This is a genomic window from Pseudoalteromonas sp. S2721 (assembly GCF_005887425.1).
In the GTDB taxonomy this organism is placed as follows: Bacteria; Pseudomonadota; Gammaproteobacteria; order Enterobacterales; family Alteromonadaceae; genus Pseudoalteromonas; species Pseudoalteromonas simplex.
Genome location: NZ_PNCZ01000066.1, coordinates 38079 through 59458, shown reverse-complemented (window position 1 = coordinate 59458; position 21380 = coordinate 38079). Strand labels below are relative to the sequence as shown.

Sequence of the window (21380 nt, the reverse complement as noted above, 5' to 3'; positions counted from 1 at the left end):
TTTTGCGCCCCACAAAAAGTGGGCATTATACGCGGCGAAGCTCAAAACAGATAGGTTAATTTACGGCTCAAATAGGTAAGGAGCTTAATAAGCGCTGTACAGATAGTTATTCATTACAGTGCCATTTTTGGGTGCAAGTTTTGGCGCAAGTTTAATAAGCTCTTCATAAACATCAGGAACAAAAACTTTTAGACGCTCGGCACGACGAAAGTGGTTAGGCTCATATTGATCAACAAGTTTTAATGCGCTTGGCATATAGTCAGCGAGGGTTTGTGTGTTATAGCTTTGCTCCAGTGCTTGGTCAAGAATATCAAGCCCAGGTTTAGAAAAGTCATGCGTAACTGCAAGGCTCATTAAAAACTTAACGGCTTCTTTTGAATGCATGCTTGCATAAAAATACATATCGTTGTTTTGCATGTCTTTTAATGAAAAATCAAAGCCGTTATCAGCTAATGTTTGCCATTGTGCTAATGGTAACTTAGTAAATAGATAAAGATTTTCAGGTGCAGTTGGAGCGACTCTGTTTTGCCAAATAGACGTCAATTGTTGAGCGTTTTCTATTGTTGCTGCAAGCAACATATTTGTCTGGTGGGTACTGAGCTTTGCTGTTTGGGTGATACTGGCAATGGTATTAAAGTCTTTTTCAATAATTGCTTCTTTGTAGGTTTGGTACTGCGTTGAGGTTTGATATTTATACTCATTTGAATGCAAGAATTGCCAATTATGAACTTGTACAGGGTCGATTTCTTGAAGCGTATTGGGAGTTAGTAAGCCTTGTTGCGCTTCGAGCGTTTCTAATTCTTCGAGTGCTTGAGAGCGTGTTTTTATCGCTTCTAGCGAATAAATCCGCTGATCTATCGTTTCACACTCAGGAGATACTTTTTTGGCTTGCTGTTTTTGTAGTTCGTAGGCGCTGAGTGCTTTTGATATTGCAGAGTTATCTTTTTCTTTACGTTTAAATGCTAGGTTATTTGGGATTAGCTTTAAATCTATAAACTGAGAAAAAGCATCATTAGCAATTTGGTCGCCAACAAATAAAAGGCTACTCGGTAAGAATGAAGATTTAAGCATCAGTAGTCTATCGTTCGGTGTGTCGCGTACAAGCTCGCCGTGAGCTCGATAACCCTTATTTTTTAGATAACTTAGTGTTTCTATGTGTTTGCCCTCTAGTGGCTGCACTTCGCTATTTGAGCTGCCCTTTAGATTTACAATGGCAATATCCATCGCTGTAAATACATTTGGCTGATTAGTGGGCTCAATACCTCGTTCACTTAATAACTTTAAAATTGGCACGTTAAATTCACTCACAGCGACATCTGCAAGGTTTAAATACAGTTGTTCATCGATAAAGTCATCACTCATTGCTGTAGGCGAGCCGTTTAGCTGTGCTGTTTGAGAGAACAGTGCTGTTAAATAATCATTAGGTAAGTTGCTTTTTAAAGCCACAGCAATGTCGTTAACAGTAAACTCTTTACTAGATATTGCGTTTTCAAACTCAGTTAAACTAAGCGCATGAGCATTAACAAGAAACAAAATAGATGGTGAAATGAGCCTTGATGGGCCGATTTTAAACGGCGTTTTTAAATAGGTATTAAAATCATCGTTGTTATCCAATAGTTTGTACAATGCTGTTTTGTTTACTTGCTCAGGTAATGGCACATTAAACATCATTGAGCCAGTATTTTGACTAAGGGGTTCATTAATTGCCGTTAGTTGATTGATTGTATCTATATCAAAATAATCAATGACCTCAAGTCCTTGCCAGTTTTTTAATATGCCAACTGATGAGGCATATTGAAATTGCTGCTCTGCATTCTCTTTGATTGCGTTAATAACTAAGGTATTAAATGAACGGTAGGATATTTTCACAAGTTCCGAATAACTTAAAATATCTTCAAGGGAGTCGCCGTCTTTTAGTGCTTGTTTAATCGCTGCTTCTATGTGACTGTGATCAGCTGCAGCTCGAGTGGCTTTTAAACTTTGTTGCTTACACTGGCGTTTGGCTAGCTTGAGCTTAGCCAGCTCTGATGCTTTGCTATTTTGCAGGCTTAATGGTTCAAATAAACTCGTAGCGTTATTTTGTTTAGCTGTAGCAGCAGTAGATGTTGATATTTCACTGCTTATCGCTTCGATGGGAGTGGGTTTATCTAATATCAGGTAGGCCCCACAGGCACAAACCCCTGCAAAAACGGTTAGCGAAATACCTTTTTTCATCTTCAATCCATGGATTTATCTTGCCTGAAGTGTATGGCTTTATAGAGTGATGTCAATTACCTAGGGACGAAGTGCACAAATAGCCGACAAACAACTAATTTGTCGGCTTTATGCCGTAGCTTAATGCAATTTCATTTTTGGCCTAACAACGCGGAGTACTTTTTCGCTGATCCACAGTGCAAAAGTTTTTGCACTGCCATGGATAGCACGTTGATGCATACGATAGAGCGAAATATACATAAATCGCGCTATTTTACCCTCTATAAAAAAGCTATTACTGGTTAGGTTGCCCATTAAACTGCCTACCGTGCTGTAGCGTGACAAGTTAACTAAAGAGCCATGATCACTGTAGGTAAAAGCACTGAGTGGCTGGCCTTTGAGTGTGGCTATTAGATTTTTTTCAACACATTGTGCCATTTGATGAGCCGATTGCGCTCTGGGTGGCACTTGTGTGCCATCTTCTTGAGTAAATGCACAGCAATCACCAATCACAAAGATATTGTCGTTTACGCTACTTTGCAGATATTGGTTCACCTTAATTTGGTTATTGCGGGTAAGCTCAAAGATACCAATATCTTTAATGAAATCAGGGGCTTTTACACCCGCAGCCCAAACCATAATGTCGGCTTTGATATGTTCATCGTTTCTGGTGATAAAGCTGTTTTCTGTGGCCTCTTTTACTTGCGTGCCTTCGCGTACTGTTACTCCTAACTTAACTAGCTCTCGTTTAGCCGAGTTTGCAATGCGCTCGGGTAAAGCGGGTAAAATTCGCGGCCCTGCTTCAATTAAATCAATGTGTAAGCGTTTCGCGGTCATTTTATTAAGGCCATACATTTTTAGCATGTCTGACACATGATAAAGCTCTGCCGACAGCTCAACCCCGGTTGCACCACCTCCCACTATGGCAATGGTTAAAGAATGTTGTGGGTCGTCATCTTGATGTAAACGGGTGAAGTTATCGAGTAGAGCATGCTGAAAGCGTTCAGCTTGCTGGTTTGAATCAAGGTAAAAACAGTGCTTGTTAACGCCAGGGGTATTAAAGTCGTTACTGACACTGCCTATAGCAAGTACAAGGTAGTCATAACTGACTTGGCGCTCGGGTAAAATTCGGTGGCCAAGCTCGTCTTTTAACTCGCTTAAAGTGATGGTTTTGTTGGTTTGATCTAAGTGGCAAAAGCTGCCGAGTTGAAAATTATAATGATGTTTTGCTGCATGAGCTGAGTATACAACGCCGTCTAAATCGGCATCAATCGACCCCGTCGCTACTTCATGAAGTAACGGCTTCCAAATATGGCTGCGGTTTTTATCGATTAAAAGTATCTCTGCTTGACGTTTTTTCCCGAGTTTGTGTCCTAATTGTGTTGCTAGTTCTAAGCCACCAGCGCCACCACCGATTATCACGATTTTAGGAAGTTGGTTAATCATTACGTTGCCCTCAAAAGTATAATACCTAAACACTCTTGCGAAAAAGCGCTTAGGTATTGCAAGTCCATCCATCAATACCCCATGGCAACGCGCCCATTGTGCGCCTTTTTACTGGTTTTGTCAGTACCTGTTAAGAACAATATAGTGCGCTTAGTTATATCAATAGCCTTGGGAGATTGAGTTAAACACGTTAACATGGCTAATTCGCAGTAAGAGACCTATCATTACCTGAAAAGGGAATGAAAGTGAGGGATCAGGATGACTACACCACTACACACTTCGTTGAATCAATACTTTGGCTTTAATGAGTTTCGCCAAGGTCAGCAACAAACCATTGAGCAGTTATTAAACCAGCAATCGTCGTTGGCAATTTTTCCAACTGGCTCAGGTAAATCTTTGTGCTATCAATTAACCTCATTGCACTTACCCAACTTGACCTTAGTGGTATCGCCATTATTGGCACTGATGAAAGATCAAATCAGCTTTTTAAATAGCAAAGGTATTTACGCGGCAAGCCTTGATTCAAGCCAAACCAGTGAGCAAAGCCATACGGTAATGAGTGATGTGCGAGCAGGGAAAGTGAAAATTTTAATGGTCTCAGTTGAGCGTTTTAAGAATGAGCGCTTTCGTGAATTTATTAAACAAGTGCCTATTTCGATGCTGGTGGTTGATGAAGCGCACTGTATATCTGAATGGGGCCACAACTTTAGGCCTGACTACTTAAAACTGCCGCGCTATCGTGAAGAGCTTAATATTCCGTTGGTATTGCTACTTACCGCCACCGCAACTAAAAAAGTAAAGCGCGATATGTGTGAGCGTTTTGCCATTGCCCCAGAGCGTGTAGTGCAAACTGGCTTTTACCGAAGCAACCTAGATTTATCAGTGCTCAGTGTTGCAAGCCAAGAAAAACCTCAGCAATTAGCAAATATCATAGCCAGCCAACAAGGGGCAGGGATTGTCTATGTCACCTTACAGCATACCGCTGAGCAAGTGGCCGAAGGCTTGGCAAGAGCGGGCTTTAATGCAGTGGCCTATCATGCAGGCCTTGAGGATGATAAACGCTGGCAAATTCAAGATGATTTTATGGCGGGTAAAATCAATATCGTCGTGGCAACCATTGCTTTTGGGATGGGGGTTGATAAGTCTGATATTCGTTTTGTGATCCACTATGATTTGCCAAAATCGATTGAAAATTATAGCCAAGAGATTGGCCGTGCAGGGCGAGATGGTGCGCCATCAAACTGTTTTACCCTAGCAAACCTTGATGGCTTAAATACCGTTGAGAACTTTGTTTATGCCGACACGCCCGAGCAAAGTGGGATTGACTATGTCATTAATAACATTCGTAACGAGCAAACGAATAACCAGTGGGAAATGCAAGAGTACAGCTTATCGAGCGAAAGTAATATTCGTGCTTTAGCGTTAAAAACCTTACTAGTGCAGTTAGAAATGCAAGGGGCTATTACGCCTTTATATGCCTATTACGCCGATTTTAAATATAAGTTTTTAACGGATCAAAACGAGCTACTTAGCCAGTTTGATGCTGACCGACAAGCGTTTTTACAACAGGTATTCAAACACACTGAGTTTAAGAAAATTTGGGGCACACTTAATTTTGATGCGTTAACCCGTGCCACTCAAGTTGATAGAAAACGTGTGGTTGCAGCGCTCGATTATTTGGCCGAGAAAGGTCATATAGCCCTTGAAACTAAACGTATTACGCAAGTGTATGAGGTGAATAACTCGGTAATAAACCACGCAGATTTAGCACCGCAACTTCACCAATATTTTATCGAAAAAGAACAGGCCGAAATTAAACGTATCGCCACTTTAGTGCGCTTTTTTGAGCTAGATAGCTGCTTAAGTTATAACTTAGCCCGCTATTTTGATGACCAACATGCACCCCAGCAATGTGGCCATTGTTCAGTGTGTAGAGGACAGCAAGTAAAGCTTAGCTATTCATTAGTGCATCAAATGCCTGAGCAAAATGTGATTGCCAGTAAAGTTGCAGAGCTTAAACAGCACTTAGCCGCTAAAGGAATTAGTGATGTCAGCATCGATACTCAGTGCCGCTTTTTAGCGGGCATGAGCGTGCCTTTATTTACTCGTAATAAAGTCAGACAGCTTTCAGGTTTTGGCCTTTGCGAGCAACAACGATACAGTGACATTAAAGCCCTGCTACAGCAGTTGTAGCAGGGTCTTACATTTTAAAATCAGGCTCTGTAGCTTCGGTAAACATTTTTGACAGAACTGTCTTGAATAACTCTGTCAGGGTGTTTTGTAAGTACAACTGAAACTTTTCTTTACCGAGAGTTCTATCGAATACTTCGGTATCTAAAAAGCGTTTCATTTCACCGATAAACTCAGGGCTCGTGGTAAGTTCGGGTAACCTATCAATTAAATGAGAAAGCATGGACTGATATTGCTCAAGTTGATAGTCAGCAACTTTATTTTTAACTAGTTCAATATCTAATTGAGCCCCTTGCTGTTGCAACCAAGCAAGATCCCAAATGTCTCGATGTCGCACATACTTTGTTGTGGCTGGTAATGAAATTATTTTGTCAGCCATCACCTCATCGAGTGTTTCAGCTAAGATCAGTGTATCGCTGTATCCATCAGGCAGAAAATCATAGTTCACATTAAGTGGTAAAGGCTGCTTTGTGTAGGCCGGAATATTGGCAACTTCTAACTTAATTTTTTGTTTGGGTAAATCCTTTCTTTGTGGTGCAGTTACTACTGCAACTTGCCACTTATCAATTTTTAATTCTGAGTATTTAGGGTCTTTTTTTAACTCTTTCGGTTCTTTAACCGTCACCTCAAGGCCATATCTTTCGCCAATATACTTTTCAATACATGCTTTGATATCTTTTAACATGAGTGAATTGAATTCTTTACCACCAGCAAAATCTAAATCTTCACTAAAGCGATTTCCGCCGTAACATAATCTTAAAGAAGTACCTCCTTGAAATACCAGCTTATCAAGAAATCCACCTCTTTCGAGAGCAAATAGGATGTCGTAATGCAATAACTCTTTTTCTATAACAGCCCGCATATGAGAAACATTTGTGGTTTGCATAGCGAGATTTACCAGTTGCGCAAAGTTCTCTTGTTCAGTTTTCATCTTATGCTTCCTCTGCAATTAAATGAGTATTTCGGCCAACTCTTTTTAAATCCCTTAGAGCAGTATTTTTCGTTGCAAATCTCAAAGAGCGATCTGTTTTCATTGTGTTTTTTAGAATGTCTAAACGGTCTCGCTTAGTGTGAGTAAATTCAATTGTACCAAAAGGCGTTTTATATTCACCCGAGCGTCCTGTTGTCATAATGGTCAATCTGCCAACGGGGATTTGTGAAATAATTCCATACTCTGAAAGTGCAGACTCTAAACTAACGTAATTGTACTCACCACGGCGGATTGTTTTTGCAATTAGCTCCAGCGTATCACTTCCTTTTGACTGAGCAAGAGCGTAAATAAAAATGCCATTTGCAACTCTAATTAAAAAGCCATCATCGATGAGTCGAGAAATCCCCGCTCTCAAGCTCCTATTAGTATCATCAAAAAAAATCTTTGCAAAATCAGACATTGTAAAAATATAACGTCCTTGTTTATCAAATTCTGATAGCTTTTTGATTGCATCTGACTTTTTCAATTTATTTCTCAAGTAATGATTAATGACATATTTATATGTCATTATTGTAGACTTATTTTAGTGCTTTTCAAGTTCACAAATTTAACACTAAAAAGTGTCAAAATTGTACACTTAACCAATTTGAATACTGGTAGTCGGGTAGGTCAAAGGTTGGCTGTGCTGGCGAGCAAAACAATAAGCAAAGGTTAATGGCCCAACCCGACCTATCAGCATCAGCAGTATGATGATGAGCTGACTAGGCGCACTTAAATCTCCAGTTATACCTCGCGAAAGGCCTACGGTACTGAGTGCCGAAATTGCCTCAAAGGTGATATCAAGTAACGACCCTTGTTCAAGCTTGGTGATGATCATAATGCTGGTAAAAGCGATAAATAAGTACAGTATCATGACGCTTAATGCCTTGATCACCAACTTGTCGCTCAGCTGACGGTTAAACACGGTGACCGTGGTTTGCTGTTTTAAATAGCTGCGCATCGCTAAAATTAGGATCACAAAGGTGCCTAGTTTTATGCCGCTCGCCGTACTGACTGAACCACCGCCAATTACCATCAGCAGCATAGTCAAAAGCGTTGAATCTTGACTCAAGCCATCAATCGGTAAGGTATTGAACCCTGCGGTACGAGGTGTCACCGCTTGAAACCAAGTCGTTAATATTTGCTCAGACGTTGATAGCGGCGCTAATGTCGCGGGATTGGCGTGTTCAAAGAAAAAAATCAATATAAATGCGATGCAGTTGAGCACTAAGGTGGCAATTAGCACCAGGCGGGTATTGGTCGATAATAATGACCAGCGCTTTTGTTTGTAGATATCAATCAGTACAGTAAACCCTAAACCGCCGATGATAAACAAAGCGGTGATCACTACGTTTACGGTTATATCGCCCTTGAATGCCGATAAGCTATCGCCATTTAACGCAAAGCCCGCATTATTGAACGCCGAAATCGTATAAAACAGACTGTGATAGGCGCTTTTTAGTGCGCCATAGTCATCGAACCAACTAATAAAGAGTAAGCAAAATGCCACCGACTCAATCACTAATGAATACACTAAAACATACTTAGCAACTTTGATCACTGAGGTTAAATCGTTAGTGTCAAAAGCGCGGCTAGCGAGTAAGCGTTGTTGTAAGCCTAGGGTTTTTCCTAAACTTAGTATTGAAATCACCGCCACGGTCATAAAGCCAATGCCACCTATTTGAATCAGCAGCATGACCACGCTTTGACCAAATACAGTCAGATCAGTACCTGTGTCGATGACCACCAGCCCTGTTACTGTAACCGCAGAGGTTGCCGTAAATAATGCATCGAGCCAGCTGATCGGTTGGGTGCTTGCCATTGGTAGCATAAGCAAGCCCGTGCCGAGCATAATTAACACAATAAAGCCGATAGTAAGCACTAAAGGTGGGTTTACTTTTTGCCGCTTACGGCACTTTACACCGCTAAATTGTTTTGGATAAACGTTGGCTTGCCAGTTGATCATAATGCACGAAACCGTTTTGCTAATTTAGTTAAGTAAGTTTTAGAGCCCAGTAGCACCAGACTATCGCCGTGACGCAGTTCGGTGTCGTTAGTCAGCTCTGTATTGAAGTAATCATCACGTCGTAGTGTGAGTGGTTTAATATCGCTATTACGTTCTTTGAGCAGCCAGCCAATTTTGCGACCAGAAAGCTGCAGATCAATGCCTAGTTCAACAATAAACGTGGATTGGTTAAGCGGGAAATATTGATTAACCATTGGGTAGTTCAGCGCTTGCGCAACCCTCACGCCCATTTCTTCTTCAGGGTGAATTATGCGGTCAACGCCAAGTTTACTTAGTATTTGATGGTGGCTTTTGGTACAGGCTTTTACCCAAATTTGCTTTACGCCTAAGTTTTTTAAGTGCAATACACATAAAATACTGGCTTCAATATTCTCGCCAATGGCCACCAATACGGCTTGGCAACTGGGTAAGTCGAGCCGTGCTAATTGTGTTTCATCACTGGCATCAACCACCACGGTAAAACTGAGTTGGTCGGCATAGTGATTAACGGTACTTTCGCTAATATCGGCGGCACACACTGTATGACCTTGTTTTGAAAGTTCTAAACAGGCGGTTACGCCAAAACGTCCTAATCCGATTACTGCAAACTGAGCCATTGTCTTTCTCGCTATTGTGGGTACGCGCTAAATGCTAATGGCAAAAAAACAGAAGTCTCTAGAGAGCTTGAAAGCTTTATAAAGATTTTATGCCGAGATAAAAAAACTTTATAAAAACTTTATAGTGACAAAATTGAAAACCCTTTAATCTAATAGGGATAAACAATAAGTGAAAAGATGATGCAGTCAGTATTCAAAATACAGTATTTAAAAGCCGCATTTTTAAGTGTGTTGATGCCACTTGTCGTGGTGCTTGCGATATTCCCATTTCGAGAACTGTTTACAACCACCGATATTGTGATGCTACAGCTTTTGTGGGTGACATGGGTTGCGGTGCGTAGTAATCGTCGTGTTGCAGCACTTACCACCTTGGTGAGTGTTGCCTGCACGGACTGGTTTTATGTGGTGCCGTATTTCACTTTTCACATCGAAAATATTGAATATGTGGTCACCTTTTTGGTGATGTTGATTGTGGGTTTAGTGATAAGTCACTTAGCTGGGGAGCTCAATACTAAGGTTCGCGATGTGCAAGCCCATGCAAGTAATAGTCGCTTATTGTATGAGTTAGCAAAAAAGCTTAATGATCTCGATAGCCTTGAGGAGCAAAAGCAGCTGTTTTTAACAACCATGACCGAGCATTTAAAGGTTGCGTGTGATTGGCAGCTAACAGCGTCAAAGCAGTTTATTTATTTAAACGAACAACAAGCGGAATTTGGCGGTATTGCGTTTGCCAAAGCGCTAAATGCAGAACAACAGGCTTTGGCGAATACGGCGTGCTCTTTACTGTATCAGGTTCAAGAAAAAACCTTATTACGCGAGCAATCAGCGGCGATAAAAGTACAGGCGGAGCTAGAGAGGTCAAAAAACACCTTGTTGCGCAGTTTATCCCATGACTTACGTACGCCATTAGCGACCATTATGGGCGCATCAAGCATGTTGGCTGATGATGATATCCAACTAAGCTCTGAGGTTATCAAAGAGCAAGCTGCTAACATTTATGAGCAAAGTAAAATACTTAACCAGCACTTTGATAAAGTCATGGAGCTCAGTAAAGTTAATAAGTTAGCTGAGAATATTAAATGGCAAAAGCTGCCTATTTTGACCTTAATTAGCGAAGCAAAATCTCGTCGTCAGCAGCAACTACAAAACTTTAAATTGAGCATCGAGGCTCAGCAACAAAGCATCTGTTTTGGCGATGAAACCCTACTAGAAATTGCCTTTGCCAATATGCTCGAGAACGCAGCTCGTTACGGAGATGGTTCGGCGAATATGCAATTTATTGAAACACAGAATGAATATCAAATTGTGCTAACCAATCCTTTTGCGAATAAGCATGAGACGAGTCAAGATGAAGGTGTTGGACTAGGGAGTGTGATTTGCGATGTGGTTGCTAAATGTCATCAAGGGCGCTTTGAATTAACCCTCAATGAGCAAACAAAGCAAGCAACAGCTATATTAATTTGGAGTAACAGTCGTGGCTAATATTTTGGTTTTAGAGGATTCACCACCTCTGCAAAGTTTTTTAAAAACACTATTAAAAGCCAGTGATCATGAAGTTAGTGTGTGCGCCAAAGGGCTTGATGCGTTTGCACTATTAAGCCAGCAGCAGTTTGATTTAGTGCTGCTTGATTTAGGCTTGCTCGATATGGATGGGCAAGATTGGCTGGTGGAGTTTAGGCAGTGGAGCCTGCTCCCTGTATTAGTACTTTCTGCACGCGACGGCGAAACAGAAAAAGTCACCGCCCTTGATAACGGCGCCAACGATTATCTAACCAAACCATTTAGTGCAAACGAATTACTAGCGCGCATTCGGGTGCTACTTCGCACACAAACAACACCCAGCCTAACTTTGCAATGTGGCGATATTCACATCGACCCACATAAGCACGTGGTCCGTAAAGGCGCGGAAGAAGTCAAACTAACTAAAAAAGAGTACGCTATTTTATTGTTGTTGTTTCAGCAAAAAGATAAGGTGTTAACGCATAACGCTATTTTATCTGAAGTGTGGGGAGAGCAGTATATTAATCGCCCCGAATATGTTCGTGTACATATTGGTCAGTTAAGACAAAAACTTGAACAAAATGCGGCGAGCCCTAAACATATCTTAACCGAGCCCGCCGTAGGTTACCGCTTAGTTGAATAAACTATCTCTTTACCTCGCTTTGGGTTGAGTTTGTAACATTCCTTAGGTACTGTTTTAGATAATAATAATAAAGCGGAAGTCCCTTCATTGGCCATGCATCAAATTAACAGACAAGGTATTAGTTCATTGTCGAATACACAGCTCGAAGATGTGATTGCAGAAATTGAGCAAGCTATGGAGTGGCACCAGTCATGGTATAAAAACTTATTAAGGTGTCTAATTGCAGATACTCCCGCAAATGAACAAGATTTAGCAGATAATGCTCATAACTTTTGTCGCTTTGGGCAGTGGTTTAATAAGCTACCTGATCAGACCATAAAGCTTCACCCTCACTTTTCTGAAATCGCTTCTGCACATAAAAAAATGCATCAAGGAGCGAAAGTCTTGTTGTCGTTAAAAGAGTCTAAGACTGTTATTCCAGTAAACTTATTAGACCAATTTCATGCGGATTTAGATAGATTACGCGAGTTATTTGACTGCCTTATCGATGAGTTTACTGAAGTGCTTCACACACGCGACCCTTTAACGGGTGCATCAAATCGTACGAACTTATTAGAAAACCTGCAAAAAGAACACGAGCTGTGTAAGCGCAAATCACTAAGCTGCGCACTGATAATGATCGACCTTGATCACTTTAAGCAAGTAAACGATGAATTTGGTCATGCTGCGGGCGATAAGGTGTTAATAGCCCTCGTGAAATGCATTAAATCTCAGCTAAGAAAATACGATCAATTATATCGCTATGGTGGCGAAGAGTTTTTAGTCTGCTTACCACAAACAGAGCTTGATGATGCTAAGTCATTTTCTGAACGGCTAAGAGCTGGCGTTGAGGCTTTAAAAATCGACATTAGCAACGATAATCACATTAATGTTACAGGCTCATTTGGCGTAACGCTGATAAGCCCCGATGATAATATTGAAACAGCAATCGAGAGGGCCGATGAAGCTATGTATCAGGCTAAAAAGTCAGGCCGCAATCGAGTGTCTGTGGCTTAAATTACGCTTTAACACCAGTGAATGCTTTTATTAGCCCTGCTTGATAAAACGGGTAAACGCCCGTAAAGCCTGACTCGGCAATGATGCTTTCGATGACTTGAGATTCTTTTAAAGCAACGTCATTTCCATAAGCTAGTTTTACTCTTTCAATTTGTTCAGGGCTGACTGCAGCTGATGACATAACACTTAACCAGTGGCTAAGCTGCTCTGGGTAAGTTTCGCCACTTTGATTGGCACTTAAGTCTGCGCTGACAAGTACTCCACCAGCTTTTAAACGTTTGTGAATATCTGCAAAAAATGCCACTCGTTTAGGTTCTTCAATTATGAACTGCGACACTAACACGGCTGTTGCCGCATCAAAGGGCATCAAGTTTTTGAGTGAATCTACATAGCCATTATGAAACTGGCAGCGATGTGCAAACCCTGCTTGCGTTAGATTGTGTTTGCATACTTTGATCATTTCAGTCGAGGGTTCGACAGCGGTGAAGCGGAATGCGGGAAATGCCTGTGCTAAATGCAAAATTTCATTCCCGGTACCCGCTCCAACGCAAAGAATATGCGCATTGCTTGGTAGTTTGCTGAATAAAGGTGTCATCATAAAATACAAGGCCTGGCTAATGGGGGCCATGTTTTGCCATTGTGAATCATAATTAGCTGCTTGTTGATCAAATAAGGCGGTGACTTCGTGTTGTTGCATAGTAAAAACCTAGTAGGTAACTTTAAATGTTACAGAAGTGGTTAGCTTACTTTATTTTAGGAAACTTTAAAAGTTACTTAATAGGGCATTCAAATGATATGGTGATGTATGCATACTCATTTGCTTAATTTTTAGGTTTTAACAATGAAAAAAGGTGCGCATTAAATAAGTGTCCTTTCTTGAACATCGCGTTTTTTAAAACTGCATCTTGTTCGAAGCCTAATCTTTGCAGAACCTTCATTGAGGCAGGATTATCTTCGCACACGTAAGCAAACACTCTGGCGATTTTCGTTTTAGAGAATACTGTTTCGAGTAGCATAGATGCAGCTTTTACAGTGATACCTTGCCGCCAGTACTCTTTTGCCAGCCAGTAACCTAACTCACCTGAGCGATCAAATTCAAACTCGCCTGGGTGCACACTCACGCATCCAATAAGTTTATCGTTAAATATAACGGCTTTAATGAGCTGACTTTGACTACCTTCATTAATCCACCACTGAGCATCCTCGTAACTATAAGGAGAGGGGATTTTAGTTGATAGGTATTGTGTAACATCCATGTCGTTAAGAATTGCAACAAGTTGTTTTGCATCTGACTCTACGAAGTCTCGAAGTGTAATCACGCTTATCCTTTGGAGTTTTGTAAGTGTGTGTGCGAAGGCATTGGAGTATTCCTTTGCTTGTCTTTATCCGTATTTGGCTTCTAACTCATTTGCTGTGCGATAGCTCTCATAAGTGTTTAATCGCTCGAAATACCGCTCTATTTCTGCAAAATGAGACAGTATGCCAGACTCAGCGACTTTCTCTATGACGAATGACATCATAAAATCAGCGCCAGTAAGGTTGTCATCAACAAAGTACTTTCTACCTTTCAGATGTTGATTAACATAGCTGAGTATTTTACCAATTTCATGGTCGGCATAATCAGCAATGAAGTTAGTTTTACAGCCATCTTTTGTAATAAATAGTTTTAATAAAAAAGGCACCATTGCTGAGCTTTCAGCAAAATGGAGCCATTGTTGATAATCAATGTAACTCTCACTTTGCTGGTTTGGCATAAACTTACCTTTGCCATACTGAGTTATTAGGTAGTCAGTTATCGCACCCGATTCAGTAATTACTTTACCGTTATCTTCAATCACAGGAGCTTTACCGAGAGGATGAATTTGTTTTAACTCATCAGGTGCTAAAAATGTCTCTTTATTACGTTGGTAGGCAATAATGTCGTAATCAACGCCAAGCTCTTCGAGCAGCCAAATAATCCGCTTAGAGCGTGATTTGTTTAAATGGTGTAATTTAATCATTTGTTATCCTTAATAGTGGCGCAACATTATTTGTTGCGCCTAATTTTTAAATTGGCTGCTGAACTTGCACCACGGTTTTACCAAAGTTTTCACCATTTAACATGGCGTTAAAAGCGTTTAGAGTATTTTCGAAATCAGTTTCAAGGTGCTCTTTGTATTTTATCTTGCCGTCGTTCAGCCATTGTTGCATATCTTGTGCAAACTCACCGTAACGATCGCTGTAATCATCAAAGATAATAAAGCCTTGTACTTTAATACGTTTTCTAAGAATTAAGCCCATCAACATAGATAGGCGATCAGGCCCTGGCGGTAACTCAGTTGCATTATATTGTGATACTAATCCACATAGTGGGACTCGTGCTTTTGTGTTAAGTAAAGGCAGTACCGCATCTAAAACATGACCACCGACGTTCTCGTAGTAAACATCAATACCTTGATTACAGGCGTCCTTAAGCTGTTCTTCAAAGTTATCGGCTTTATGATCTATGCATGCATCAAACCCTAAGTTCTCAATCGCATGCTTACATTTTTGTGAGCCTCCAGCGATACCAACGACTTTACAACCTTTTAATTTGGCTATCTGACCGACGGTTGCTCCAACCGGCCCTGTTGCTGCAGCTACAACCACTGTTTCGCCTGCTTTTGGTTCACCAATATCTAGTAGTCCCATATAAGCAGTAAACCCTGGCATACCTAAAATACCGAGTGCATAGGAAGGAGTATCTGGACTTTCTCCTAACTTCATCAGTCCTTCTGTATTACTTATCGCATACTCCTGCCAACCAGTATAGGCAAGTACCCATTCACCTACTTTATAATCAGGGTGCTCTGATTGCTCCACCTGACACACTGTCGCACCAACCATCACATCGCCAACTTCAACAGGGTCAGCATATGATTCTGCATCGCTCATACGGCCTCGCATATAAGGGTCAAGAGATAAATAAATTGTTCTTAGTAAAACTTCACCTTGTTTAGGTGAGGCAAGAGTAGATGTTTTTAAAACGAGGTTATTCTCTGTTGCAGGGCCTGTTGGACGTGATTCAAGAATATACTGACGGTTTTTAATTTCAGTCATACTTATCTCCTATGAATTGTTTTAAATCCTGTTTAATAAATAGGTGCGGGCATGTAATTAGAAATCAATGGCGAAATTGTTACCGAGTAGAAAATGATAATTTCATTCAAACGACAATCCATTTTGCACGGTATAGTGTAAAGGTGTATGCTGGAAAAATAATCAAATGGCGAAACAAATTGATATGAAAGGTATTTCTCTTATAGCTTTTACGCTTGTTGCGGGTTTTATGGCAAGGAGTGCGCATGCTAATACAAGTGTTTTATCGGTTGATCCTATCACTCCAGGAAACGTATTTGCGTTTGAAAACGACGCAAGACGTTATCCAAAGCAAAGTGAGTTTAGTATTGTTCACAGTGTTTCGATGAGCAGTGAAAGCGGCCGACGATTAGCTGTGGTAACTGTTGAAAACAAAGCATCAGGATCGCGTATCTTACAAGCAGACCATATTATGGCTTTATTTGCCGATGGGCGTCGCTTACACCCGTTAGCTTTTGATGAAGGTATCAAGTTAGATGATGGTGAAAAGCGCTCACTGACTTTATCTTTTGGTGAAAATGAATACCCCATTTTAGCGGTATACACGAGTTTAGATGAGTAAAAGGCAGGCCCATGAAATTACCTAAGCCACTGGCAATAACACTACTTTTAAGCTCACCGTTAGGTTTTGCTGTTGATAGCCAAGACTTTGTTAAAGATAACGTGTTCACGCAAGGCATTGAAGGGCCAACCATGTATAACGGTGCCCTATACGCGGTGAACTATGCCCAGCAAGGAACGATTGGCCGCGTAGATAACATGGGCAAAACATCGTTGTTTGTGCGGTTACCGAATGACAGCGTTGGTAATGGCTTACAGTTTGACTCACTAGGTAATTTATTTATTGCCGATTACGTTAACCACAATATTTTAAAAGTACCTGCTGGCAGCAATAAAGCAGAAGTGTTCGCCCATAATAGCAAGATGAATCAACCCAATGACATTGCTATCACCAAAAGTGGGGCGCTGTTTGCAAGTGACCCTAACTGGGCGAACGAAACGGGTCAGCTATGGCGTATTAATGCGGATGGCAGCACCCATTTACTCGAAAAAAAAATGGGGACTACCAATGGAGTAGCGGTTAATAACGACAATACCAAGCTATATGTGAACGAAAGTGTGCAACGAATCGTTTGGCAATATGACTTAGATGACAACTTAAACATTAGTAATAAAAAAGTTTTGATTAAATTTGCTGATCATGGCCTAGACGGCATGCGCGTTAATAATCAAGGGCATGTGTTTATTACTCGTTATGGCGCAGGGAAGGTACTTGAAGTCTCGCCTACCGGCAAGCTTTTAAATAGCTATCAATTAAAAGGCCAGCATCCAACGAATTTGGCTTTCAACGAGACGCAAAACAAAGTGTATGTCACCATGCAAAAGCGCGGGGCAATCGAAGTGATTGAGCTTTAGCCTTGCTTTGCTCGCGTAATAGCAGCGGTGATTGCCGCTTTTGCTTGCGGACTATTCTTCCAGCAATTTGAATGCAGCATCGACGCTACTCGCTCAGCAATAGTGTTGGCATCAAACCCAGCTAAGTCTTCAAACGATTCAATCCCAACTTCTTCGAACCGTTTTATAACCGTTGGTCCGACACCTTTGAGTGCTAAAAGCGCGCTGCGTTCTTGTTCGTTAAATGGCATGTTTTTGTTCCTTGTTCATTGCGTTTATAAACTGATGAGGGTCATCTAGCCCCAGGAAAACAGTGTTAATATCACCCATAGGTTCATTGAGCTTAATTTTAATATTCGGGTAGCCAGAGTAGTTGTAACGTTTGATTGAACGAGCGCGTGCAATAAAGTCGGTATTTAAATCAATGGATTTGATATTTTTTAAAGCAATATTGTAAGCAGGATAGAGCCCATAGCGAATAATGAGTTGCGATTTACTAATAGAAACAGGGCGCTTTGCAACTGCTCGGTATTCTGCAATGAAGAATAAAAGGCTAAATATAGTTAAACCAGTGATTATGTTTGCTGCTGTTGATGACCACACAAAGTGTATGAAGAAGTGCATCATGGGCAGTTCTAATAAGATAATAAAAATAAAGCCAAGTAAGTTAGCTTGTGCACCGTCTTTATTATGATAACTAAAATGCTGTTCACCAGTGAAATAACTAGGTTTAATGTGTTTAGCGTAAAAAAAGAAAGCCCACATCCGTGTTTCGAAACATAAAAAGTTTGCAATAGCACTTTGTTTGAAAAGCTTGTTAATTGGCCGTTCGATAGCTATATCAGGATCTGTCTGCTGGCTTAAAGCGGATTTTATTGCCAGGTACACAGTAATGAGAGCACTTAGCTCTAAAATTACAATCAAAGCTAAAAGCCCGTAACGACCTTGCTCTAAGTAATTCATTAAAAATTTGTTTTGTTCGGGAATAATGTAACTCCCCACTAAAATAGCGAGTGAGCACATCATCAATGCTTTAAAAGCCGCTTCTTTCTTATTTTTAATTAATATTAAGCAAAGTACAGGTAATACTATCAGTGCATCAAGCAGGTATAACCATTCAAAATTTGCTTTGCCAAAGTCATTTAGTGGATGCTTTCCCTGATAATAAATGCCCCAAAAAAGACTAATACTGATTAGGAAAATAAATGGAATTTTTGACTTTATTGATTTGAGCATAACACCTTCCTTGCAGTTTTACTGCTTATATCTTAAACAACAATCTATGCGCTGTCCCTTTTTATTCTGGATATATTCGTACTTTCTAAAATAAAAAAGCGCACCGGGCAGGGTGCGCTTGAGGGGATCAATCCTGTGTAGCTAAAACAGTAGGATTAATTAGAAGCTTGGGGCATATCTCAGTGAAACACCGACTGAACGGCCAATCACACTGTAATCACTCACGGTGTTAAAGTGGTTTGCGCCTACCTCAGGTGTTGGTGGTTCACGATCTAATAAGTTATCGACACCAAAGTTAACAGCAAGTTCCTCGTTAACTTGCCATGCAGCAGCAAAATCTAAGTAATTTTGTGCTGAGATTGTTTCTGAACGGTCGACAGCATACTCTACTTCACCTATTCTGCGCCAGCCAAGTTGGAAGTTCATGTTATCTAACTGCCAATCAATGCTTGCGCGATGTTTGTAGTCAGCTTGTAAAATGCTCGCAAAGTCACCCGAACAGGCGCTGCCGTAAGTTCCCTTACAGTCAACTTCAGGCACTGTGCTGTTGTTTTGACGGGTTTGTTTAGTAACAAAGTTACCTTGGTACGAGAATCTAAAACGACCACCCATTTGCTCAGGTGCATCAATCACATAATTTGCTGCAACGTCGATACCTTCTTGCTCAATGGCGGCTAAGTTAAAGTCATTAACGATGGCTGTGCTAATAAACCCCGTGTTTGGATCGCGAAGTACCGCACCACACAATGGGTTGTTCGGATTCGGGTCATCAACATAACAGCTTTGTAGTGCCGCACCTGGCTGAATTTGGCTCACCGCATCTGTTACACGAATACTGTAGTAATCGAGTGATAAATCAAAGCCTTCTAAGTAGCTAGGTGTGTAAACAATGCCTAAGGTGTCTGATTCGGCTTGTTCAGGTTTAATATTCGGGTTACCACCATAGGTGTACTCTGCGGTACTTGAATCAAACTCGGTGCCAACAGGCGGCGCACCAAACGCAGCACATTGAGCCGCATCACCGGTGCCCAGTAAACATGGATCGCCGTTATAACGCCCTGCTAGTCGTGGCACAAACTGGTCGCTATTTTGGTCAAATAACGATAACGAGAGCGCTGTGATTGGGCTGGCAAATTCACCTAAGTTAGGTGCTCTAAATGCGGTTAAGCGGTTGGCGCGAATACGAATGTCGCTGTTTATTGCCCAGTTGATACCTAGTTTGTAAGTGTCTTCTGCTTCGGTATTTGAGTAATCAGAAATACGGTAGGCACCTTCAAAGCTAAGCTCTTCAGCAAACGGTTTATCAACTAAGATAGGCACTAAAATTTCAGCATAAAACTCTTCAGAGCTAAAGCTTGCATCCATATCAAATGCGCTAATGGATGCAAAGCTGGTGCCGTTTCTAAATGCATCGCCCGGTGTTTGTTTACCGGTTTCTTTACGGTATTCGTAACCGATTGCAAAATCGATAGCACCGGCTGGTAATTCAAATAAGAACCCAGAATCACCCGATAGTGTTGCTGAGATCACACTTTGAGTACGGTCGCGAGTGGTATAAAGCAGCGGATCGCTAAAGTCGCTGAAATCAAGGTTTGGATCAAAAATATCCACTGAATTTGCAAGGGCAGCAAAACGACTATTACCGCTGTTATCATTACGGTATGCGTTGTTGTATATGGTGGCTACTTCGTCCGTTTTGCCATACTGGCCATATACGTCATAACGTAAGTAGTCAGTTAAATCACCTTTTAGACCCAACTGAAATTGCATTGAATCACGTACCGCTTCGGTGTGTTGCACACCCAGACCTAGGTTTCGCTCAACATTTACGAGGGCATTGCCTTCGCTATCAAACGTAAGTTGGTCACGTAGTTCATCTGGAGTATACGCGTTGTCTTGCGTTAGGGTTACTTGCTCGTTAACAAAAATCGGTGTTTGGCCACTGGCACCTGCACCATTTACGGTCACTTTAGAATACATTGCGCGACCATAGGCAATGGCACTGTCGCTTACATCAACATCAAATAATAAGCCCGCAGAAAAACGGTCCATCGGTTGAGTTAAATAACGATCAGCGGTGAAATCAGTTGTTTGACGCTCACTTGTTACAGCTCCCGAATCAGCAATACCTATGCTGTTGCCAGATGCAATGTCTGTATAATAGCCACCGCTGTTGATCATTGCCGTTGAGTTTTCAAGTGCATAGTTACGCTCGCCGGCTAATAGCTCTTTTCGCTCGGTATAACCAATATAGCCTGTTACATGGCCGCGACCATCTGCGATATCACCGCCAAAAATAGCCTCAAAATTAAGCTTTTCGTTACCGCCATCGGCACTTTCGTAACTGGTTGAGAACTCAGCGCCAGTAAAATCATCGTCTAAAACAAAGTTAACAACACCGGCTACCGCATCAGCACCGTAAACTGCTGCTGCACCACCTGTTAATACATCTACGCGCTTAATTAATCCGGCTGGAATGGTGTTCACGTCAACCGAGTTACGAAAACTAAATGGTACCGCACGAGTACCGTCAATAAGTACCAATGTGCGGTTTTGACCAAGGCCGCGTAGGTCGATGGTTGATGAACCAAATGAGTCGCCGACTGTAGCACCTGTGCTGTTGGCACCCGCCGCAGCTTGTGGCAGTTTTGCGGTAATATCTTCAACGTTCACTGCACGGTCTAGGTGAATTTGCGCTTCATCAACGCTAACTACTGGGCTGCTTGAGACCAACTCAGTACGTTGAATACGTGAACCTGTTACGGTAATCACTTCAGGTTTTTTTGCTTCAGTACTTTGCTCTGCATGGGCATAACTAATTACTGAACTTACAGCGAGAGCTAAAGGTGAGAGTAGCAAAAGTGAGCGATGCCCCGTTGATGTATTTGCTTTCATGATGATTCCCTTGCGTTTTATCATTTAAATCAATGCAGGTTGGTGTCTGACCTAGACCATTTAGTTAATTTAATGAGTCATACTTTTTGTTATGATGCTTGTGTGTTCTCTTTTTGGGGAGTCCACCGGTACAGTTTTAAAGCAATTTAAAAGTCTTTGCAATAATTATTCTTTAAA

Annotated in this window: 19 protein-coding genes; 6 read left to right on the top strand and 13 right to left on the bottom strand. The window is 41.2% G+C overall.

Annotated elements, in window-relative coordinates; translation table 11 throughout:
- Positions 1–84: 84 nt before the first annotated feature.
- Both CWC02_RS18925 and CWC02_RS18920 read right to left on the bottom strand, forming a co-directional pair.
- Positions 85–2214 carry a hypothetical protein gene (locus CWC02_RS18925; RefSeq protein WP_138619786.1) on the bottom strand — a complete coding sequence of 710 codons (2130 nt, stop codon included), beginning with the start codon at positions 2212–2214 and terminating at the stop codon, positions 85–87.
- Positions 2215–2334: 120 nt separating this feature from the next.
- Positions 2335–3639 (bottom strand): NAD(P)/FAD-dependent oxidoreductase, encoded by a 1305-nt coding sequence (locus CWC02_RS18920; protein WP_138619785.1) that lies wholly within the window; start codon positions 3637–3639, stop codon positions 2335–2337.
- A gap of 258 nt (positions 3640–3897) precedes the next feature.
- On the opposite strand from CWC02_RS18920, the gene CWC02_RS18915 reads away from it, so the two are divergent.
- Positions 3898–5832 carry a RecQ family ATP-dependent DNA helicase gene (locus CWC02_RS18915; protein ID WP_138619784.1) on the top strand — a complete coding sequence of 645 codons (1935 nt, stop codon included), beginning with the start codon at positions 3898–3900 and terminating at the stop codon, positions 5830–5832.
- A 7-nt stretch (positions 5833–5839) separates the two neighbouring features.
- Here CWC02_RS18915 and CWC02_RS18910 read toward each other — a convergent pair whose 3' ends face one another.
- From CWC02_RS18910 to CWC02_RS18895, 4 genes are all read right to left on the bottom strand, one after another.
- Positions 5840–6760 (bottom strand): nucleotidyl transferase AbiEii/AbiGii toxin family protein, encoded by a 921-nt coding sequence (locus CWC02_RS18910; RefSeq protein ID WP_138619783.1) that lies wholly within the window; start codon positions 6758–6760, stop codon positions 5840–5842.
- Between the two features lies 1 nt (position 6761).
- Positions 6762–7286 carry a type IV toxin-antitoxin system AbiEi family antitoxin gene (abiEi, locus tag CWC02_RS18905; protein ID WP_054553624.1) on the bottom strand — a complete coding sequence of 175 codons (525 nt, stop codon included), beginning with the start codon at positions 7284–7286 and terminating at the stop codon, positions 6762–6764.
- Positions 7287–7397: 111 nt separating this feature from the next.
- A complete protein-coding gene (locus CWC02_RS18900; protein ID WP_138619782.1) occupies positions 7398–8765 on the bottom strand; it encodes a TrkH family potassium uptake protein in 1368 nt (455 codons plus the stop codon).
- Positions 8762–9421, bottom strand: coding sequence for a potassium channel family protein (locus CWC02_RS18895; RefSeq protein WP_054553462.1), 660 nt, complete (start codon positions 9419–9421; stop codon positions 8762–8764). Before CWC02_RS18895 ends, CWC02_RS18900 begins: the two co-directional genes overlap by 4 nt.
- Before the next feature lie 177 nt (positions 9422–9598).
- On the opposite strand from CWC02_RS18895, the gene CWC02_RS18890 reads away from it, so the two are divergent.
- The 3 genes from CWC02_RS18890 to CWC02_RS18880 all read left to right on the top strand — a co-directional run bounded on the left by CWC02_RS18890 (position 9599) and on the right by CWC02_RS18880 (position 12560).
- Complete coding sequence (locus tag CWC02_RS18890) at positions 9599–10903, top strand: DUF4118 domain-containing protein (RefSeq protein WP_249364140.1); 1305 nt, start codon at positions 9599–9601, stop codon at positions 10901–10903.
- The gene (locus CWC02_RS18885) at positions 10896–11564 is read left to right on the top strand and encodes a response regulator (protein WP_054553464.1); all 669 of its coding nucleotides are present in this window, start codon (positions 10896–10898) and stop codon (positions 11562–11564) included. Before CWC02_RS18890 ends, CWC02_RS18885 begins: the two co-directional genes overlap by 8 nt.
- A gap of 93 nt (positions 11565–11657) precedes the next feature.
- On the top strand, positions 11658–12560 hold the full coding sequence (locus CWC02_RS18880; protein WP_138619781.1) for a diguanylate cyclase: 903 nt from the start codon (positions 11658–11660) through the stop codon (positions 12558–12560).
- Position 12561: 1 nt separating this feature from the next.
- Here the strand turns inward: CWC02_RS18880 and CWC02_RS18875 are convergent, their stop codons facing one another.
- From CWC02_RS18875 to curA, 4 genes are all read right to left on the bottom strand, one after another.
- Positions 12562–13257, bottom strand: a complete 696-nt coding sequence (locus CWC02_RS18875) for a class I SAM-dependent methyltransferase (RefSeq protein WP_138619780.1) — start codon at positions 13255–13257, stop codon at positions 12562–12564.
- 124 nt (positions 13258–13381) lie between these two features.
- Positions 13382–13879: a GNAT family N-acetyltransferase gene (locus CWC02_RS18870; RefSeq protein ID WP_138619779.1), complete on the bottom strand. Its 498-nt coding sequence runs from the start codon at positions 13877–13879 to the stop codon at positions 13382–13384.
- Between the two features lie 63 nt (positions 13880–13942).
- Positions 13943–14560 (bottom strand): glutathione S-transferase family protein, encoded by a 618-nt coding sequence (locus CWC02_RS18865; RefSeq protein ID WP_138619778.1) that lies wholly within the window; start codon positions 14558–14560, stop codon positions 13943–13945.
- 46 nt (positions 14561–14606) lie between these two features.
- Positions 14607–15638, bottom strand: a complete 1032-nt coding sequence (curA, locus tag CWC02_RS18860) for an NADPH-dependent curcumin/dihydrocurcumin reductase (protein ID WP_138619777.1) — start codon at positions 15636–15638, stop codon at positions 14607–14609.
- A gap of 166 nt (positions 15639–15804) precedes the next feature.
- Between curA and CWC02_RS18855 the strand changes: the two genes are divergently transcribed.
- Positions 15805–16239 carry a hypothetical protein gene (locus tag CWC02_RS18855; RefSeq protein ID WP_054553470.1) on the top strand — a complete coding sequence of 145 codons (435 nt, stop codon included), beginning with the start codon at positions 15805–15807 and terminating at the stop codon, positions 16237–16239.
- 11 nt (positions 16240–16250) lie between these two features.
- Positions 16251–17093: an SMP-30/gluconolactonase/LRE family protein gene (locus CWC02_RS18850; protein WP_138619776.1), complete on the top strand. Its 843-nt coding sequence runs from the start codon at positions 16251–16253 to the stop codon at positions 17091–17093.
- On the opposite strand, the gene CWC02_RS18845 is transcribed toward CWC02_RS18850, so the two are convergent.
- The 3 genes from CWC02_RS18845 to CWC02_RS18835 all read right to left on the bottom strand — a co-directional run bounded on the left by CWC02_RS18845 (position 17090) and on the right by CWC02_RS18835 (position 21203).
- Positions 17090–17323: a helix-hairpin-helix domain-containing protein gene (locus CWC02_RS18845; protein WP_054553472.1), complete on the bottom strand. Its 234-nt coding sequence runs from the start codon at positions 17321–17323 to the stop codon at positions 17090–17092. The two genes, CWC02_RS18850 and CWC02_RS18845, sit on opposite strands and share 4 nt — an antisense overlap.
- The gene (locus tag CWC02_RS18840) at positions 17313–18308 is read right to left on the bottom strand and encodes a hypothetical protein (RefSeq protein ID WP_054553473.1); all 996 of its coding nucleotides are present in this window, start codon (positions 18306–18308) and stop codon (positions 17313–17315) included. The genes CWC02_RS18845 and CWC02_RS18840 overlap by 11 nt, the downstream gene beginning before the upstream one ends.
- 159 nt (positions 18309–18467) lie before the next feature.
- Positions 18468–21203 (bottom strand): TonB-dependent receptor domain-containing protein, encoded by a 2736-nt coding sequence (locus tag CWC02_RS18835; RefSeq protein WP_138619775.1) that lies wholly within the window; start codon positions 21201–21203, stop codon positions 18468–18470.
- Positions 21204–21380 lie beyond the last annotated feature (177 nt).

Coding starts and splice junctions, on each gene's coding strand:
- CWC02_RS18925 (WP_138619786.1), bottom strand. CDS start 2,214: ATGAAAAAAGGTATTTCGCTAACCGTTTTTGCAGGGGTTTGTGCCTGT.
- CWC02_RS18920 (WP_138619785.1), bottom strand. CDS start 3,639: ATGATTAACCAACTTCCTAAAATCGTGATAATCGGTGGTGGCGCTGGT.
- CWC02_RS18915 (WP_138619784.1), top strand. CDS start 3,898: ATGACTACACCACTACACACTTCGTTGAATCAATACTTTGGCTTTAAT.
- CWC02_RS18910 (WP_138619783.1), bottom strand. CDS start 6,760: ATGAAAACTGAACAAGAGAACTTTGCGCAACTGGTAAATCTCGCTATG.
- CWC02_RS18900 (WP_138619782.1), bottom strand. CDS start 8,765: ATGATCAACTGGCAAGCCAACGTTTATCCAAAACAATTTAGCGGTGTA.
- CWC02_RS18895 (WP_054553462.1), bottom strand. CDS start 9,421: ATGGCTCAGTTTGCAGTAATCGGATTAGGACGTTTTGGCGTAACCGCC.
- CWC02_RS18890 (WP_249364140.1), top strand. CDS start 9,599: ATGATGCAGTCAGTATTCAAAATACAGTATTTAAAAGCCGCATTTTTA.
- CWC02_RS18880 (WP_138619781.1), top strand. CDS start 11,658: ATGCATCAAATTAACAGACAAGGTATTAGTTCATTGTCGAATACACAG.
- CWC02_RS18875 (WP_138619780.1), bottom strand. CDS start 13,257: ATGCAACAACACGAAGTCACCGCCTTATTTGATCAACAAGCAGCTAAT.
- CWC02_RS18865 (WP_138619778.1), bottom strand. CDS start 14,560: ATGATTAAATTACACCATTTAAACAAATCACGCTCTAAGCGGATTATT.
- curA (WP_138619777.1), bottom strand. CDS start 15,638: ATGACTGAAATTAAAAACCGTCAGTATATTCTTGAATCACGTCCAACA.
- CWC02_RS18855 (WP_054553470.1), top strand. CDS start 15,805: ATGGCGAAACAAATTGATATGAAAGGTATTTCTCTTATAGCTTTTACG.
- CWC02_RS18850 (WP_138619776.1), top strand. CDS start 16,251: ATGAAATTACCTAAGCCACTGGCAATAACACTACTTTTAAGCTCACCG.
- CWC02_RS18845 (WP_054553472.1), bottom strand. CDS start 17,323: ATGCCATTTAACGAACAAGAACGCAGCGCGCTTTTAGCACTCAAAGGT.
- CWC02_RS18840 (WP_054553473.1), bottom strand. CDS start 18,308: ATGCTCAAATCAATAAAGTCAAAAATTCCATTTATTTTCCTAATCAGT.
- CWC02_RS18835 (WP_138619775.1), bottom strand. CDS start 21,203: ATGAAAGCAAATACATCAACGGGGCATCGCTCACTTTTGCTACTCTCA.